This is a genomic window from Stenotrophomonas sp. YJH_SMC_58 (genome assembly GCF_059369635.1).
The window spans coordinates 163,099-179,291 of sequence record NZ_JCAFSW010000009.1; the positions used below are offsets into that span (position 1 = coordinate 163,099).

General features: G+C 66.7%; 23 protein-coding genes. 3 read left to right on the top strand and 20 right to left on the bottom strand.

From position 1 onward, the window contains the following. Window positions 1–105: 105 nt before the first annotated feature. From AC5P68_RS13470 to AC5P68_RS13565, 20 genes are all read right to left on the bottom strand, one after another. Window positions 106–396: a phage tail assembly protein gene (locus AC5P68_RS13470; RefSeq protein WP_106549831.1), complete on the bottom strand. Its 291-nt coding sequence runs from the start codon at window positions 394–396 to the stop codon at window positions 106–108. An 80-nt stretch (window positions 397–476) separates the two neighbouring features. Then, window positions 477–980: a phage major tail tube protein gene (locus tag AC5P68_RS13475; RefSeq protein ID WP_005412457.1), complete on the bottom strand. Its 504-nt coding sequence runs from the start codon at window positions 978–980 to the stop codon at window positions 477–479. A gap of 2 nt (window positions 981–982) precedes the next feature. Beyond that, window positions 983–2,185 carry a phage tail sheath C-terminal domain-containing protein gene (locus tag AC5P68_RS13480; RefSeq protein ID WP_414498039.1) on the bottom strand — a complete coding sequence of 401 codons (1,203 nt, stop codon included), beginning with the start codon at window positions 2,183–2,185 and terminating at the stop codon, window positions 983–985. A gap of 106 nt (window positions 2,186–2,291) precedes the next feature. Next, window positions 2,292–2,951, bottom strand: a complete 660-nt coding sequence (locus AC5P68_RS13485; RefSeq protein ID WP_111173243.1) for a hypothetical protein — start codon at window positions 2,949–2,951, stop codon at window positions 2,292–2,294. 1 nt (window position 2,952) lies between these two features. Further along, on the bottom strand, window positions 2,953–4,920 hold the full coding sequence (locus tag AC5P68_RS13490) for a tail fiber domain-containing protein (protein ID WP_414498038.1): 1,968 nt from the start codon (window positions 4,918–4,920) through the stop codon (window positions 2,953–2,955). A gap of 7 nt (window positions 4,921–4,927) precedes the next feature. Beyond that, window positions 4,928–5,476 carry a phage tail protein I gene (locus AC5P68_RS13495; protein ID WP_231522241.1) on the bottom strand — a complete coding sequence of 183 codons (549 nt, stop codon included), beginning with the start codon at window positions 5,474–5,476 and terminating at the stop codon, window positions 4,928–4,930. 223 nt (window positions 5,477–5,699) lie between these two features. After that, the gene (locus AC5P68_RS13500; protein WP_049403304.1) at window positions 5,700–6,596 is read right to left on the bottom strand and encodes a baseplate assembly protein; all 897 of its coding nucleotides are present in this window, start codon (window positions 6,594–6,596) and stop codon (window positions 5,700–5,702) included. A gap of 2 nt (window positions 6,597–6,598) precedes the next feature. Beyond that, on the bottom strand, window positions 6,599–6,937 hold the full coding sequence (locus AC5P68_RS13505; protein WP_005408332.1) for a GPW/gp25 family protein: 339 nt from the start codon (window positions 6,935–6,937) through the stop codon (window positions 6,599–6,601). A 52-nt stretch (window positions 6,938–6,989) separates the two neighbouring features. Further along, window positions 6,990–7,580 carry a phage baseplate assembly protein V gene (locus AC5P68_RS13510; protein WP_024956108.1) on the bottom strand — a complete coding sequence of 197 codons (591 nt, stop codon included), beginning with the start codon at window positions 7,578–7,580 and terminating at the stop codon, window positions 6,990–6,992. Further along, window positions 7,577–8,131: a hypothetical protein gene (locus tag AC5P68_RS13515; protein ID WP_111188197.1), complete on the bottom strand. Its 555-nt coding sequence runs from the start codon at window positions 8,129–8,131 to the stop codon at window positions 7,577–7,579. The genes AC5P68_RS13510 and AC5P68_RS13515 overlap by 4 nt, the downstream gene beginning before the upstream one ends. A gap of 352 nt (window positions 8,132–8,483) precedes the next feature. Further along, window positions 8,484–8,861 (bottom strand): hypothetical protein, encoded by a 378-nt coding sequence (locus tag AC5P68_RS13520; protein ID WP_111188196.1) that lies wholly within the window; start codon window positions 8,859–8,861, stop codon window positions 8,484–8,486. Then, the gene (locus AC5P68_RS13525; protein WP_111188195.1) at window positions 8,858–9,343 is read right to left on the bottom strand and encodes a glycoside hydrolase family 24 protein; all 486 of its coding nucleotides are present in this window, start codon (window positions 9,341–9,343) and stop codon (window positions 8,858–8,860) included. The genes AC5P68_RS13520 and AC5P68_RS13525 overlap by 4 nt, the downstream gene beginning before the upstream one ends. Then, window positions 9,340–9,690, bottom strand: a complete 351-nt coding sequence (locus AC5P68_RS13530; RefSeq protein WP_005408337.1) for a hypothetical protein — start codon at window positions 9,688–9,690, stop codon at window positions 9,340–9,342. The genes AC5P68_RS13525 and AC5P68_RS13530 overlap by 4 nt, the downstream gene beginning before the upstream one ends. Beyond that, on the bottom strand, window positions 9,687–10,115 hold the full coding sequence (locus AC5P68_RS13535; RefSeq protein WP_229302267.1) for a helix-turn-helix domain-containing protein: 429 nt from the start codon (window positions 10,113–10,115) through the stop codon (window positions 9,687–9,689). Before AC5P68_RS13535 ends, AC5P68_RS13530 begins: the two co-directional genes overlap by 4 nt. A 354-nt stretch (window positions 10,116–10,469) precedes the next feature. Continuing rightward, window positions 10,470–10,853 (bottom strand): hypothetical protein, encoded by a 384-nt coding sequence (locus AC5P68_RS13540; protein ID WP_106549838.1) that lies wholly within the window; start codon window positions 10,851–10,853, stop codon window positions 10,470–10,472. 153 nt (window positions 10,854–11,006) lie between these two features. After that, window positions 11,007–11,645, bottom strand: a complete 639-nt coding sequence (locus tag AC5P68_RS13545) for a deoxynucleotide monophosphate kinase family protein (RefSeq protein WP_106549839.1) — start codon at window positions 11,643–11,645, stop codon at window positions 11,007–11,009. A 41-nt stretch (window positions 11,646–11,686) separates the two neighbouring features. After that, window positions 11,687–11,914: a hypothetical protein gene (locus AC5P68_RS13550; RefSeq protein WP_012510243.1), complete on the bottom strand. Its 228-nt coding sequence runs from the start codon at window positions 11,912–11,914 to the stop codon at window positions 11,687–11,689. 74 nt (window positions 11,915–11,988) lie between these two features. Next, complete coding sequence (locus AC5P68_RS13555; RefSeq protein WP_462362547.1) at window positions 11,989–12,264, bottom strand: DUF7696 family protein; 276 nt, start codon at window positions 12,262–12,264, stop codon at window positions 11,989–11,991. Beyond that, window positions 12,265–14,601, bottom strand: coding sequence for a VapE domain-containing protein (locus AC5P68_RS13560; protein WP_414498037.1), 2,337 nt, complete (start codon window positions 14,599–14,601; stop codon window positions 12,265–12,267). It abuts the gene before it with no gap. A 111-nt stretch (window positions 14,602–14,712) separates the two neighbouring features. Beyond that, window positions 14,713–15,090, bottom strand: a complete 378-nt coding sequence (locus AC5P68_RS13565; RefSeq protein ID WP_141097848.1) for a hypothetical protein — start codon at window positions 15,088–15,090, stop codon at window positions 14,713–14,715. Between AC5P68_RS13565 and AC5P68_RS13570 the strand changes: the two genes are divergently transcribed. The 3 genes from AC5P68_RS13570 (at window position 15,089) to AC5P68_RS13580 (ending at window position 16,177) form a co-directional block, all read left to right on the top strand. Beyond that, the gene (locus tag AC5P68_RS13570; RefSeq protein WP_005408344.1) at window positions 15,089–15,313 is read left to right on the top strand and encodes a hypothetical protein; all 225 of its coding nucleotides are present in this window, start codon (window positions 15,089–15,091) and stop codon (window positions 15,311–15,313) included. The genes AC5P68_RS13565 and AC5P68_RS13570 overlap by 2 nt on opposite strands. 11 nt (window positions 15,314–15,324) lie before the next feature. After that, window positions 15,325–15,579, top strand: a complete 255-nt coding sequence (locus tag AC5P68_RS13575; RefSeq protein WP_005408345.1) for a hypothetical protein — start codon at window positions 15,325–15,327, stop codon at window positions 15,577–15,579. Between the two features lie 211 nt (window positions 15,580–15,790). After that, complete coding sequence (locus AC5P68_RS13580) at window positions 15,791–16,177, top strand: DUF2946 family protein (protein ID WP_414498036.1); 387 nt, start codon at window positions 15,791–15,793, stop codon at window positions 16,175–16,177. The last annotated feature ends 16 nt before the right edge of the window (window positions 16,178–16,193 follow it).

Consider the following 16,193-nt stretch of genomic DNA (forward strand, 5'->3'; position numbering starts at 1 on the left):
GAATCCACCAGATGAACTTCGACACCCGCAGCGTCATGATCTCGCGCAGGCCCCAGCCGGTATGCCCGGCCAGGGCAAGCACTCCCTGCCTGATCTGCGGCAGGGTCAGGTGGTAAAAAGCGCCACGCCTGCCTGCAGTCGGGCGTAGTCGCGCAGCGGCATCTTGCGCACGTCTTCCGGCGAGATCTCGCACAGGTTGGCGATCATCCGCACCTCACGCTGGGCGTCGCTGCCCTTGTCGTCCTGGTAGCGCTCCATGTCTTCCACGGTCGGTTCACGCATGCGCAGCACGGGGGTCTCCATGCCGTTGACCTGGCGCGGGCGGGTGAGGGTGATCTCGGCAAAGCCATCGCGCTCGATGACGGTGTCGGTGGGGGTCTTGGTCTTGCTGGACATGAAGGCGTTCCTGGAATGCGATGCGGTGCGATGGATGCGGGGGCGCGAGGCGCCCCCGGGTTCTTCGGTGCGGCGTGGGCTCAGATGCCCAGCGCGCCGCGGATGCCGGCCAGGACGTCGACGCCACCCTGGCGGGCGATCATGTTGACCACGTCGATCTCCTGCACGACCTGGGCACCATGGGTCAGCTTGTAGTAGCTCAGCGCCAGGCTGACCTTGATCGTGCCCTTCTCGCCGACCTTGGTTTCGCCACGGTCCAGCAGCTTCACCTTGCCGCGCATGTTGTGCACGACCTGGGTCACTTCGCCGTCGTCGCCTTCCAGCGCCTCGCGGGCGGTGAAGCCGTATTCCTTGCTTTCGATGACGTGGAACTTGCTCATGATCTCCGCGTCGTCGGAGGCGAACTCGACATCGGCGGTCAGCTTTTCATGGCCGAGCACGATCTCGGTCGGGGCGAGCATGCCGCCGGCCTGGAAGTCCTCGGTCTTCAGAGACAGCTTGGGGGCGGTGAAGGACATCACGCTGCCGGCATAACCCTTGCCGTCGACGTAGAAGTTGAAGTTTTTGCGGATCTTGCGCGCCATGCTTAGAAGATCTCCGAGACGTAGTTGTTGTTCATGTGCATGCGGAAGGTCAGCTGCTCACCCGGGTAGGTCGGAGTGAAGTCGAAGTCCCAGTAGAAGCGGCCCTGGGTCACGCTGTCCGCTGCGTTCAGTTCCGGGTCGATCCAGCAGTTGCCGCCGAGGATCGCGCCCTGGGTCTTCAGGCCGCGCAGGAAGGCGTTGACGCCCTCGCGCACGTCATCGACGTAGGTCTTGCTGATGCCGCGGTCGACGGCCCACAGGTGGGCGGCTTCCAGGCTGTCGGCGATGATGTCGGCGGTGCGCACCACGCACAGGAACTGCCACTTCGGATCGATGCTGGTGGTGCGGTTGCCCCACAGGCGGAAGCCCCCTTCGCGGATGACCGTGGCCACGTTGGCCTGGTTCAGCAGGTTGGCGCGGCTGGTGGCATCGGACAGGCCGAAGTCGATCGCACGCGCGGTACCGACCACGCCGTTGAGTTCCAGGTTCGACGGCGACGCCCACCAGCCGCGCTCGTTGTCGCTGCGGGCGATGGCACCGGCCACGGCACCGGAGGCATGGCGGGTGACGATGGCATCACCGGACTGCACCAGCAGCGCGGGGTCGACCACGTAGACGCGCTTGGAGCCGGTCAGGGCGGCGGTGGACTTGGCGGCGTCGTCGTTGCTGTTCGGGCCATCCTTGATGATCACCGCGCGCAGCTTCTCGGCGATGCCGAGCAGTTCCGCTACGACCGGGTTGGCCAGCACGGCCTCCGGCTTGGCCGGATCGGCCGGGTGCACATGGGTAAAGCCGGGTGCGACCAGGATGCGCGGCTTGACGCCGACGATGGACTTGGCGGCCAGCAGCGCATGCACGCCTTCGTAGGCGCCGGTCTGGGCGTTCACGCCGCCCAGCACGTTGGCCAAGGTGGCGCTTTCATTCGCGCCCTTCTCGACGCGGACGACGACGACGACGGCACTGGACTGGTCGAAGATCGTGTCGAGCGCACCGGGCAGGGTGCCGGCATCGGTGCCGGTGGTCGCCGACAGCTTGGCGGCCTGCGACGGCGAGGTCACCAGTACGGGCGTGTTGACGGGGAACGCTTCGGTGTCGGCCAGCGGTGCGGTGCCGACGATGCCGATCACGCTGCTGGAGGCGATGGCAATCGATCGGGCACCGGTATCGATGTTGACGACCTGTACGCCATGGAGAAATTCGGTCATTCGGGGTTCTTCCTCGGTGTGGGTGTGTGCCGGCTTGTGCAGGCGACGGGGTAATGTTCGGAGAATGTGGCGGTCGCGATAATTGCAGCGGTGGCCCGCTGACCGATCAGACCCAGCCGGAGGCGCTGACGCTTGCGCTGAAGGTGGAAACCTGGGCGATACCTCCGGCACGGCGCAGCGCGACGGAAATGCTGATGCTGTCCGATTCGTAACTGGCGGACCTGGCGGGGACACTGATCGACACGCCTGCCGACGGTGCCGCCGACGCCGGCACAAACGAGGGAGCACTCGTGCTGAAGGAGGCTTTAGCGGGCGAGGAGCCGGTGATCTGCACTTCGTACTCGGAAACGCTTGCACCTGCCGGAAGCCACTGGCCCGACGCTGCTACTGAGCTGCCTCCATTGCCGCCACCGGCGACGCCTGTGCGGATGGCATAGGTGCCGTCGGCATAGATCAGAATCGAGACGGTAGCCGACACGGAGCCGGTGGAGTTGGTCTTGGCGCCATTGCTTGCCGAGTAGCCCTTGCCATGGAACGGCAGCCTGTAGGTGGCGCTGCCCCGGGCCGCCCACAGGTTGGACACGTCCATGCCGTTGATGCGATGGCCTACGTCGGCACGCTTGCTGCCGTACTGGATGTGGGCATAGCGGCGGCTCAGGTCGCCGCCGCCGATACGGCGGCCCGAATCCTGCGCCAGTGGACCTTCAACGTACGGATCGAACAGGTCGTCAAAGTCGACACCGGAAGAGCGATATCCGCTGGGCATGTCAGCGCTCCGCTTTCAGTGCGCGCACTTCGGCGGCCAGTTCCTGGATGGCCTTGGCCATCACCGGCAGCAGCTGGTCGAGCTTGACCGATGCCACGCGCTCACCCTGGAACTCGACGCCTTCCAGGTCGACCGCTTCCGGCACCAGTTCGGCCAGCTGCTCGGCGACGAAGAACAGGCGACGGCGTCCGTCGTCGTTGTACTCGGGCTTGTAGTGGCCGGCTGCCAGTTCCATCTGTTCGACAGCTGCCAGGCCATAGGGAAGTGCGCCTTCGATGTTTTTCAGCTTGCGTGAAGAGCCAGTATCGAAGCCGCCGGCCGTCCAGAGAGCCCCCGCGGCATTCAGTTGCAGTCGATCCACTTGCGCAGTGGACGACCAGATCCGGAACACGTTGTCCGTGTTGTAGATGTGGAACTCTTGATTCGCGTTCCCACGGTCCTTGATGATGAATGCGGCATTGCCACCTGCGGAAGTGACGCCGCCGACGAATGTGTTCTCCCGGTACTGGACATTGCTGAAGCTCGCGCGCTGCGTCGGAGTTCCTCCATTGAAGTCGTAGGAGTAAAGCGAAAGTGTGGCGTCGCTCTCCATGGCTGTCGCCCATCGGGTCACGTTGTTGCCCCAGCCGAACCGTTGGTGCACGACCTGGGTGCTGCCTTGACCCACATACATGTTCAGCGTGCCGTTCATGATGTCGCCGGCTTTGTTGATCTTCCCGCCGGGATCGAAGTTGCCGCTAGTCCAGATGTTCCCGCCTGCGCTGAGCGTTGCGCTATAGGCACCCTCCACATTGCGGAAGGTGAAGGAGGAACCTGACTTGAAAATGTAGCTGTCACCGGTGCCGAAGTAGATGACACCATCGGTCAGCGTGCTGCCCCAGCCGGACAGGCGCAGCGAGTTGTTGGAGATGGAAACCGCGCCGGTGAACGTCCCGCCACTCTTGTCCATCTTCGCTTCAGGCGCGAAGTTCCCGGCATGCCACATCGGCGAGCCGTTCCAGCGCGGGCCATCACCATGCTTGATGGTTATCTCGCTGCTGGCGCTGCGGTCCGCGCTCCATACGCGCCACAGGCTGGAATTTCCCCAGCCGCCAATGAAGGACTGTTCGGCGCCGGCGGCACCGAAGCCCAGCAGCGGATACGTGCCGCTGATGAACTGCTGGTCGGTGAACGTGTTGCCGCCTCTGGACGCCTTGCCATCCAGTGCCGACTGCAGCCCGGTCACATCGGCAATCACATGCTTGTGGCCCACGGTGGCGAAGTCACCGGCCAGGGCGAACTCGGAGGCGTGCTTGCCATCCAGTGTGTCGGCGTCCAGGCCGTTGCCATGCCCGGCGTCCTTCAGCGCGGCGCTCTTCAGTTCCAGCGCAGTGCGCGCCGCCGCGGTGTTCGCCGCAGACAGCAGTGTCTTCGCCAGCGCGGTCGGGGCGCTGGCGCCGAAGCGCTTGTCGGTGTAAGCACGCATGCCACGCGGAGTCACCACGCGCTGTGTGTCGGTCGCATCTTCGGCTTCGGTGCTGGTGGCCAGCTCGACCACGCCGACGACCTCGGTGGTGGCCGGTGGATAGAGGAAGCCGGCATCACCGAACTGGATCTGCGTCGTGTCGATCCCGCTGAAGCGTGTGTCGGTGGCCAGCAGCAGCATCGATGCGGCCGACTTCTCCATGATCGGATCGGCTTGGCCGTAGCTGGCGAACAGCGTACCGTCAGCCAGGTACAGGCCGAAGCCGCGCAGCGTGTAGGAGGTGGCGCTGTCATCGCGGATGGTGACGTGCACGGTGTCATCGCCCACGGCCTGGCCGCCGAAGGTGGCGACGCGCTTGATCTCGCCAGGCAGTGCAGTGAGCCCCGCCGACGGCACGAAGGCAGTCGAGGTCAGGCCGATCTGGGTGATCAGGACGGCGTTGGTGCCGGTGTTCGGCGGATTGACCAGCTTGGCGAAGCCGGCATCGGTGATTTTCAGGCGCATGCGGGGGTTACTCTCCGATCAGTTGAAGGCGGCGGAAGGCCGTGGCGTGGGCGGCTGCAAGTGCGCCGACGGCGGCGTCGGCCTGCATGCCCTGGGTAAAGGTGAAGTGCGAGCGCACCGGCTTGGTCCGGGTGATTTCGCCGATGACGTCCTCGACGAACATCGCCGTGGCGGACTGGCCATCCTGGTTGGCGATGGTCATCACCGCTTCGAAGGTGTGCGGCGCGCCCCTGGGCTGCAGCTGCCACCACTCGCGGATCAGCACCGAGCCACCGAAGGCGGCCACCACGTCGCGCACGCTGCCGGCGGTGCCCTTGCGACGCTGGATGGCGATGGCCGTACGCACCCGGGCGCGCTTCACGGCTTCGGGCCAGTAGGCCTTCCATTCGTCCACCGACAGCGCCCAGGCCAGCCAGGGCAGCAGTGCGGTCGGACAGCGGTCGGCATCCCACAGCGCGGTGATGTCCACCGGCAACGGACTTGCAACGATGGCGCGGGCAAGCGCGCGCTCGGCATGGGTGGCGTTGGTGGGTAGCAGGTTTGCCGCCGAGGGCACCACCACCTGGGCGTCACCATCGATGACCTCGCCGGGCGCCGGTGCAGCGGCCAAGGTGACCCTGCTGCCCTCGATGACGCTGCCCTGCAGCGGCTGCCGCCCCCGTGCATCGGTGCGGTACACCGCCTGCAGGCTCGCCAGCGCGCCGCCGGGGTGGCGGAAGGTGCGGTTGCGGCCATCGATCGCGCCGCGCAGGCGCGCGTTGATCAGGCGCGTGCTCGGCTCATTCATCGGTGCCGCCGTGGGTCAGGGTCACGCCGGCGCAGTGGGTGGCCTGGGTTCGGTTCACCACCACATCTGCAGCCGGATGGACGATCTCCACGCGCTGCACGCCCTCGGCATGCAATGCGGCGAACAACCCCGAACGGGTGACATCGCGGCCGAGGCGATGTGACTCGCTGATGTAGCGGTCCAGGCGGGTGCGCGCTTCGGCAAGCACGACCTGCGAATCCGGGCCGGCAAAGGTGAACAGCGTGGCGTCGACCGAGTAGGTGACGATCGTGGCCGGCTTCACCAGCACGTGGTCGGTCAGCGGTCGCACGTCATCGGCGCTCAGCTTCGCCTCGACGATGTCGAGCAGGCCCTGGGTGGCGGTTCCATCCGCTTCGCGCGACAGCACCGAGACCACCACTTCGCCGGGGGCGGGACTGGTCGCACTGGCGTCGAGCACGCGCGGATCCGCGCTCAGCGCATGGAATACATAGGCACCTTCCGGCCCTGCCACGCTGAACCCTTCCGGGCCCAGCTGGATGCGACGGCGGAAGTCCTCATCGCTCTCATATCGCGGTGGAACGCCTTCCTGCGGCCTGCCCGGGTCGAGCACCTGGCGGACGACGCCGAAGATCGCGGCGAGGTGGTCCAGGTCGCTGCCACCGGCATAGGCCAGCATCACGCCACGCGCGGCGTCGTTGACACGCTGGCGATCGAGCAGGCGCAGGTAGGTGCAGACCTCCAGGATCTTGAAGGCCGGGTCCGACGGCAGCAGCGCGTCGAAGGTGGGATCCAGGGCCTGCAGTGCGGTCAGCGATTCATCGAACATGGCTTCGAAATCGAGCACTTCGATGACCGCCGGTGCAGGCAGCTGGGACAGATTGACACTGGTGAACGAGCCGGATGCCACGGTTAGCGAACCTCGATTCCTTCGATGGTGATGGCCTCGCCGTCCGGCAGGTGGATCCCGGTCACTGCCAGGATCATCACGCCGGGGGCGGGGAGGGAGACGTCGACGTTCTCGACGTGGAGACGCGGTTCCCATCGCGCCAGCGCGTCGACGGTGGCCGCGATCAGGTCCATGCGCAGCGAGCGGTTGGTCGGCGCATCGATCAGTTCGAATACGCGTGAACCGTATTCGCGGCGCAGTACGCGGGAGCCAAGGGGTGTGGTGAGAATGTCACGCACGGACTGGTGGAGATGGGCGAGCCCATCCAGTGATTTGCCGGTGTTGGCGTCGATTCCTCGCATGGCCTCTATCGTCGTGGAGTGCGGGTTTTCAGGGCATTGCAGGCGTGGCCGCTCAGGCCTGGGCCGGCGTGGTCGGGGCGGTTGGGCCCTGTGCGGTGTGCTTGTGTGCCTTCAGGCCGATGGCACCGGCCTTGACCTCGCCCGGTGTGCTGATGTCCTTGCCGGCGCTGATCGCGCCGCTGACATCCAGATCGCCGGTCGCCTTGATCGAGGGTGTATCGAGCACGATCGATTCGCTGGCGATCACCTGTGCATTCGCGCAGGTGACGATGACCTTGCCGCTGCCGACATGGACGTTGAGCGTGGTGGTTTCCTGGTCGTACTCGACGCTGCTGCCGTCGGCGAACTCGGTGCGCTGCCGCAGGCGCGAGTCGGCCGGCGGCGGAAAGCGGTCCTGGTACAGGCTGCCGAGTACCAGCGCCTGGCCGGGGTCGCCATAGGGGCACGCCAGTACGACCTGCTCGCCGGGTTCGGGTGCGCACCAGGTGCGTACGCCCGGTCCCGCGCCGCGTTCCAGCCAGGGAATCCAGTCGGTAAGCATGCCGTCGGCATCGACGCGAACGCGTCCGTTTGCCTCGTCCAGTTCGCGTACCACACCGATCATCAGCAGGTTGCCGATCAACCGCGCGTGTTCGGCGCTCATGGTGCACGCTCCGGCAATGGCTGGTAGCGGGACTCATGGACGCGGCCGATCTCCGGCGCGAAGCTGTAGCACGCCTGCGGCACCACGCCGCCAGCGTCGTCCCAGGGGTTGTCGCCCAGCGCGACCGGCAGTGACCACTCGACGATCCAGGTGCGCAGGCCCGGCTGTGCCGCCGCGGGGTCTTCCGGCAATGCTGCAATCACATCGATCGCACCGCTGGCAACGCCGGGGAAGCGGCCGAGCTGGTGCAGCCAGGTCGCCAGGGCGAGGGCCGCGTTGCGCAGCTGCAGCACTGTGGTTGCATCGGTCGCCGGCAGCGCAATGCGCGCTTCGAAGCGCAGCGCGGCCTGCAGCAGGCCACTGCCATCATTGTTGTCCCTGCTGCGGTCACAGCGGGTCATCGCCAGCAGGCAGGCCGGCAGCGGCATCCCCTCGGCGTTGGCGTCGCGATGGAACTCGACGCTTGCAAACCCGGGAAAGCGTGCGCGGATCGCGGCTTCGATCGCGGCAATCAGCGGATCGAGCGTGGGAGGGAAGGGATCGTTCGCCATGTCAGCTCATGCAGGGAAGGGAAGAAGGGCGTGGCCTGTGCGGCGCGCGCGGTCTGCAGCCAGTGTTGCCATCACCGCAGTGGGGTGGCATTGCAGGCGTGGCCGTATCCGGCAGGCTCAGTGCGCGGGAGTGGCGCTGCTGCCGCAGTCGGCGGGTGCTGCCGGCGCGGCGCCATTGATGGTGATACCGCGCTGGTTGCCGAGGCTGCACAGCAGCGCACTCAGCTGGTCGGCCAGCGCGTGGTACTGCTGTGCGACGGCAACGTGATTGCGCAGCAGCGCGTCATCGCTGGCCGCGTGCAGGTCCGGCAGACGGGAAGGGGGAAGCAGCTGGGCAGGTGCGATGCTGAGATCAGCGCGGCAGGGCGTGGCCGGCGTTGGCCTCGCGCCAGATGCGCACGAACTCAGCGTCAGCGTCGCCGCGATCACGACCAGGAGTCTTGGCATGGGTTTCGATGTCCCGTTGCAGGGTGTTGAACTGTTCGGTGTGCCGGGCCTGGTGGGCCAGGCGCTGTGATTCGGCCTGCGCGCCTGCGGCGCTGTTGGCGAGGGCCTGCTGGTACGCGCGCTGGACTGCATCGGTGCGGGCCTCCTGCTGCGCTGCCCGGGTGGTGGCAACGGCAAGGTCCGCAGTGCGGTCGCGCAGGGTCCATCCCAGCCAGGCGCAGCTCGCGTGACTACCGGCAAGGACCAGCAGCCCGATGCCCAACCTCAGTGCCCCGGGCGTCACTGCAGGGCTCCGCCGGCGGCACGGTACGCCGCGCGCAGTGTTTCCAGTGCGTGCTCCTTCTGGCCGTAGCCGGCGCCCGGCAGCGATGCCCAGATGCGCCGGGCCGCGGTGACGGCGGCATCGAAGCGTCCCAGCCGGATCAGCTCGTAGGCACCGCACTGTTTCAGCAGGGCGACTGCTGCGCGGTCCTGGGAGACTGGCCCGAAGTCAGGAAGGCCCAGTCGCGCGCGCAGGTCATCCCAGGTGCTGCGCAGGAACTGGTAGCGGCCGGCGGCGCTGGATTTGATGCCATAGCGTGGCAACGACACCAGCACGCGGGGATGGTCGCGGTAGTCGGTGAACAGCTGGCCACCGACGATGACGTCGTAGCCGCGGTCACGTGAGCGCTGGTTCGGAATGTCGGTGCCTTCGGACACCGCCAGCATGTCCAGGAATGAGGCGACGTTGGTGCCACCGAGGGCGCTGGCTGCAGCGGCGGTCATGCGGCGGCCCCCGGCTGCTTGCGCACCAGGTTCAACAGAGCATCTATCTGTACGCTCTGCTGGGCGATCTGTGCACGCAGGGCGCTGACTTCACCGCGCAGCTGCCCGATCTCCTGGGCCATTGCCTCGCGCTCGTGCATCAGCCCATCAGCGCGTGTACGTTCGGCCGCGAGCTGTTCCTGCAGGGTGCGCAGGGTGTTGCTGGTGGCTTCATCGGCGGTGCGGTCGACCTTGGCCGACGACAACCACTGGCGCAGCCACAGCGACACCGCGATCAGCACGCCCGAGGTCCCGCCCAGGTACTTGGCCCAATCCGGCACGCCGGCCAGCAGGTCGCTCTCGTTCATGCGCGTGCGTATCCCTTGAGCAGGGCCGGGTGGACAGCCGGTGGCAACGCGGTGCGCGCACCGCGCAGGGCGCGCTTGATGGTGGTCTGTGAGACGCCGAACTCACGCGCAACATGGTCGCGTGGCATGCCGCTGGCGACCGCGCGGGCAATCTGCTCGCGGCGTTCGTGCGCGCCGGCAGCGAAGCAGGATGCCAGGAACAACAGTTCGCCGCCGAAGTGCGCGACCAGCCGCCGGGCGGCGTCGTGGCCAAGGATGTCGATCAGCCGATGCTGGTCGGGCAGGGTGGAGGGGACGTAGACGATGACGCGGTGACGGCCGGTGGTGCTGGAGGTGGTCGGCGGCCACGCACGCACCAGCGTGAGGGCTGCGGATTCGCCGATGACCTCGGCCAGGGTCTGGATACTGTCGGGCAGGGCGTTCATGGAGGATGTCTTCAGTGGCATTGATCTCCACTGTTGCCATCCCGCCTGCTCAGTCAACACCTTTCATCTACTTTTATATCGGTGCACTGAAGACGTTCAGTCCTGCGCGAGGACGGGTGAGGAGCACGCCCCGCCTGCTTGCAGTGCGCCGTATCCGCTTGCACTGGCCGCTGATGTTTTCCTGTACATCCGTACTCGTTGTCCTCACCTGGCAGGAACGGAGGCAGATCAAGGGGATGGGGCAGGTACAGGGTGAGGACGGCCCCCGCCGCATGGCCTCATGCGCCGTGTACTGGCCGGAAACGAAAAAGCCCCGGACGATGCCGGGGCTTCAGGACTGCAGGAGGCGCTGGATCAAAGATCGAATACCAGGTTGCCGCCGGTCTTGCGGGGGATGTACCCGGCGTCGCGCAGCCAGCGTGCCGCGTTGACCTGGTCCATGCGCTTGACCGGGAAGCGGTTGGCGAACATCAGGAAGCGCGCCACGGTGATCGACTCGCCCTTGCCCTTCAGGGCGGCGAGGGTTTCGACGAACCATGGCGCGGGCGGCTGCTGGTTGCCCGGGCGGGCCACGGTGCGCGCCTGCCGGCTGCTGCCAGCATCGGTCTGGGCAGTGGCCAGCGTGCACAGCGAGATGAAGATCGCATCCAGGCTCACGTTGTCCTTGCTGCCCTTGGGCTGGGACTTGAACAACTCGATGGCCTTCAGGCGCGTCGACGTGAACTGTTCGACCTCCATGGCGTTTCCTCTTTGCGAAATGGGTTGGGGATGCAGGGTGACGACAGGTGTCGTCGGTGATGGGGGATGACCTTACATCATTTTCGCCGATGATGGGTCGTGGCCTGCGGTGGGTTCAGCGGACGGGGCCGCACAGCCGACCCCGGTTCCGGCTCAGATCAGGCCGCGCGACAGCAGCTGGTCCAGTGATCTGCGGACCAGATCGGCCGGGGTGCCGTCGTTGTCGACTTCGATGTCGACCAGTTCATGCGGCAGCGGTTGCTCGCTGGCATGAAGGTCATTGCTGCAATGGCCCGGGCGGTTGACGCGGATCACGACACCACCGCGGCGGCGGATCGCACGTGCCTCATTGGCGAAGCGGACGTCGGGTACCAGCCCGCCCTCGGGCAGGCGTGCGAACAGCGAGCGTACCCACAGTTCGGGATGGACGCGGTCACGCCCCCATTCGGTACCGGCGGTCTGCATCAGGTGGCGCGGGGTGAGTTCGGCCAGCCAATCGATGGCGTCCTCCTTGCGGCGGTCCAGTTCATGCAGGGAGAGCCCGAGGAGGGAGGCGACGAACTGGCGCAGTGGGGCCGCGAAGCTGTCGCGTGGCAGCGCCAACGCCGATGCCAGCCCATTGGCGAGTGTGTCCTTGCCCGAGCGCTTGCTGCCGGCGATGCCGATGTAGAGCGGTACACGCGCGCGCGGCGCCGGCCGCAGGGCGATGCTGCCCAGTGCAGGGCCGGCACGGAACGCGGCCAGTGTGTCGGCAATCATGCGATGACCGCTGTCGGGGGAGGCGGGAATCATGCGGAATCTACTCCTGGAGAAATGCGGCAGGTGCCGGAGGATCAGGAATCGCGACCGGCGAGGCTGCGGGCGCGGAGGATGCGCTGGGTAATGCGACCACCCCGGGCCGCCGCGGCGATCGGGTCAAAGCACAGCATGGCGGTGCGGGTACGCCGGCCGGCAGCAAGGTGGTCGCGGATGGTCCGCTCGGACAGCACCGGTACCCGCTGGTGGATCTGCTGCACGGTCAGCTGCTCACCTTCGAAGGCATGCAGTCGGGGATGTGGCATGGCGGAAGCGCTCCTGGAAGGTGGCGGGCCGATACAGGCATCTTGCCTCTGTAGATGATCTCAGTCAACACCTTTCATCTACTGTCGTCTCGACGTGGCCGGCCGGGCGGGCTGGCGGCCCACAGCCGTAATGCCGCTGCTGCCAGACGCTCACGCTCAACCGGGCCGCGTGCGGCCAGGACACCCTCGAGATACTGTTGGCGGTGCCGGCGCGGACTGACCACCGTCCAGCGCCCGTCGGTGCCCACGCGCCGGTAGCCGTCCAGTTGCAGCAGGCGACGTGCTTCGCAGTGCAGGCGCCAGTCGCCGCTGCTGCTGTCAACGTCGCGACCATCATGGAGGCGCGGCATCTAGAACGGCCCTGCCGCGTGCTCGGCCAGACTGCGTTTGCGCTGTGGCATCAGCCAGACCTTGGCGCGCTCCTTGCCCACCACGCGGGTGCGCACACCATGCCGCTTCACCACGTAGGCGGCGGCCTCGTTCACCTCGCGACGGTTGGGCCTGTCGATGCCCACCGCGATGACGATCTCGGTGGCGCGGTAGTGCGCGCTCCAGTGCTCGGCAGGGAGCGACCAGTCGAAATGACGATCGATCAGTTCGGCGATCGGCGAGATGGGTTCGTGTTCGCTGTTGGTTGCATTCAGCGCATCCAGTTCCTCGGCACTCAAGTGCCAGGTCTCGCCACTGCAGTACAACGCATGGGCCTCAGCCCAGACCTGCTGCATGTCGATCCGCGCCGGTTCGCCCAGCGCCACGGCGTGCACGGTCCACCAGCGGGTGTTGCCGGTGGCATCGCGGAGGAAGCGTTCGTCGTTGACACTGGCAAACAAGATGGTGCGCCGCGCATAGCGGGATTCGGTGCGCGCGTAGGGGCGACGGATCTCGTCATGGCTCCGCGAGATGAATGATTTCAGTGCCGCGATATCGGTACGGCGGAAGGTGGCATCGACTTCGCCCAGCTCGACGATCCATCTGGAGATGACCTGCTTGACGCTGTCCTTGTTGGCCGGATCCAGCACCACCCCATCGGCGATCAGTTGCAGCTCTACCGGCGCCAGCTGCCGCGCCCAGCGTGTCTTGCCCAGGTTCTGTTTCGAAACGAACGTCAGCACGCCGCGCGCGACCACGCCATCGGGCTCAAACGCCGCAGCCACGCCGGAGATCAGCCAGCGCCGCATCAGGACTTCCTTCAGCACGCGGCCGTCGGCCATGTGCGTGGGCTTGGCTTCCTGCACGGTATCGAAGAACGCCTGCAGGCGGGACTGGCCATCCCACGGCCGTGAGGTGATCCAGCTGGCGACCGGGTTGTAGGGATTGGCTTCGGCCACCTGGCACAGGTTGGTCTCGAAGCTGGCGGTGGCCATGCCGGCGCGGTGCATGCAATCCATCACTTCGCCCGCCGCGACTTCCTTGGCGTTGTCCACGGTCGTGTGCAGCCCAGGGACCAGAATCTCCAGATCCTTGCGGATGACGTTGTAGCGCACGGTCACACCGGTACGACGGCACAGCTCGGCCAGGTTGCGGGCCGTTGGCAACGGCCGCCCGCGCGCGCTGGTGTCGGGAAACGGGGTGAAGGCATCGAATGCGGACAGGTTGCCAGGCACCTGGTAGCGCGCGCTTGCCGATGACGGCGCATCGTCCCCCGCCACGTCGTCGCCTGCTGCGGGCGGTGCGGGAGGCAACAGCTGGGTACGCACGGCGTCCAGCCCTTCACGCAGATGCAGGTCGTTGAAGTCGGTAGGACGGTCATCGTCGCCATGCAGCGCGGCGAATTCGGGCCAGGCCACGCGGGCATCGATGTCCGCGGCAGCCTGCGTGGCCAGGGTGACGCCCGGGTTGTCCAGCGGCTGCCGCGTCCATTGATCGTTGTCGGCGCACAGCACGAACGATGCGTCCGGCATGGCGCCGCGCCAGGCCCGGGCGACCGCGCCAAGGTTGCCTGCATCCCAGGCCACCACCACGCACCAGCCCGTGGCCTGGTGGATGGATCCGGCGGTGGCATAGCCCTCTGCAATGGCGATCGGTTGGCCAGGGGCCGGCTTGCCGATGACATGGAAGCAGCCCTGCTTGCGGCCACCGGAAAGGAAGTCCTTGTCGCGGCCTAGTGCTGGATCCACGCGGGGAAAGATCGCTTGCAACGAGACGATACGGCCCGCGCTGTTCATCACCGGCACCAGCAGGGCATTGTCGATATGGCGGAAGACCAGGCCATCGCTGTTGCGCACCGGCCACGGCGCCACGCGCAGGCCATGTGCGTGGATGCCCTTGCGTACCAGATAGGGGTGCTGAACGTCGGCGGGAATGGCACGGTTCCACAGCACGTTGGCGGCCTTGGCGGCAGCGTCCTCGCGCTCGCGCTGATGCCGTTCGCGCTCGCTGCGGGCCGCTTCCTGGCGTTGCCGGATGGCGCGCTGCTCGGCCGCACTCAACGCGGTCGGCGATTTCGCGCACCAGGCATGGCGGGTGCCGGTCCGCCAGCTGCCGAACTCGCCGGCCGGCACATGGTCTCCAAACAACACGGCCCACCCGTTGCGCGTGCCACGACGGTCGCCTTCCACATGGAAGCGAACCAGTGTGCCATCGGCATTGAGCGCGTCGCGGCCGCGCGCGTCCGGCACGATGCCGTGCGCGTGCATGGCCTGCAGGAACGCGGGCACGATGTCCTGCGTGGGATGCGGTGTGTGCATTCGACGGAGCCCCTGGGAACGTGGATCGGTCCACGGCGGCCGATGGCGGCCAACGTGCTGTGCAGTTTCTGGCGTGCGCAGGTCACGCAGCGGCCGACCGATGCAGTGCGATCAGGATGTGATGGGAGGTGGTGGCACGGTCATGGTGTCGGATCGTGGCTTCATTTGCAACACCTTCCAGTACCTTGCATCCCCGGGCGCGCTCAGGCCATCCAGTACGCGTTGGATCTGCGATGGCGTTCGCAGATCGCCGTGGTCGCGCCGATGCGTCGCAGTTGGCGAGAACCGGTTTTCGGATGATGCGATCGCCGTCAGCGACGGCCCTTCGTTTCTCTCCACCGCGCCTTCGGGCGCCCGTGCACAAGGAGCCTGCATGTTTGAAATCCACTGCAACCACGAACGCCGATCCGCCGCGGAATCCGCGTCGTTGACGGTCGTTGCGACGTTCTCAATCGGTGCGACCACCCCTCGATAAAATACAACCCGCATGACGGACACCATCGACGAAGCGCAGGAAATGGAAGCGCGCCACCTGCAACGCGCCCTGGCCCAGCACGCAACGCGGGCCAGCAACGTTGCCCCTCTCACTCCCATGGGGGAATGCCACAACCCGGACTGCAGCGAAGACTTCGACAACGATCCGGCAAGGCTGTTCTGTGGGCCTGCCTGTGCCGAGCGTTTCGAAGCCATCCATCAACACCGCAACGCATAGGAACAGGGGACATGTCTCTGAACAGCAACGACGCTGGCTTCACCGAACGCATCGCCGGTTTATCGGCCGAGCTCGCCGTGCTGGTGAGCCTGGTGGAGAACCACATCCATCTGCAGCTGGCTGATCTGGCCGACTCGGGTGATGTGGATGCACAGGAGCGATTCGCGGTAGCCGATCCGGAGCGCTGGTTGGAGAACGCCCGCAACAGCCTGCAGGCGGGTGTCATGTTCCTGGAGCGCGCGGTGCAGCAGCCTGCGCGGTTCTAGTCATCCTGTGCGGGGACGGAAGGGGCCGGCCAGGCTGCCTTCCGTCCCCCTCAGGCAGTGGACGATCCCCTGCGCTGGAGGCTGCGTCATAACGTCGCACCGGCGGCAGGGCAACCCTGAACGGGGTCCAAGGTTGGGCACAGGCCCGTAGAATGGCCGGGTGCGTCATTCTGTCCTCCACCGCCGGTTCCAGGCCCTGGCTTGGCTTGCCATGCTGCTGGTGCTGCTCGCCCCGCTGGTGAGCCGCTGGCTGGCGCAGGGTCACGGTGCAGTGGCTGTGCCGATGGCGGCGATGGAGCATTCCCAGCATGCGCAGCATGCGATGGAGGGCCATCACGGCCACCACGCGATGGCGATGCAGCAGGGCGAGGTCGCGAAGAAGCCGCCCGCCGATCCACATGCCGACCATGAGATGGGCGTGGATTGCGATTACTGCCTGATCGCCGCGCGGCTGATCACCCTGCTGGTGGCGGCATTGCTGCTGCTGGCGCCGATGGCGCCCGTATGCCGCGCGCTGCGCGGTGCGGTGCGGGCGTTGCCGCAACGGATCAGCGGCACATTGGGAGCGCGTGGGCCGCCGGCCTTGATGGCTGCCTGAGCCACACGCGCGGTGC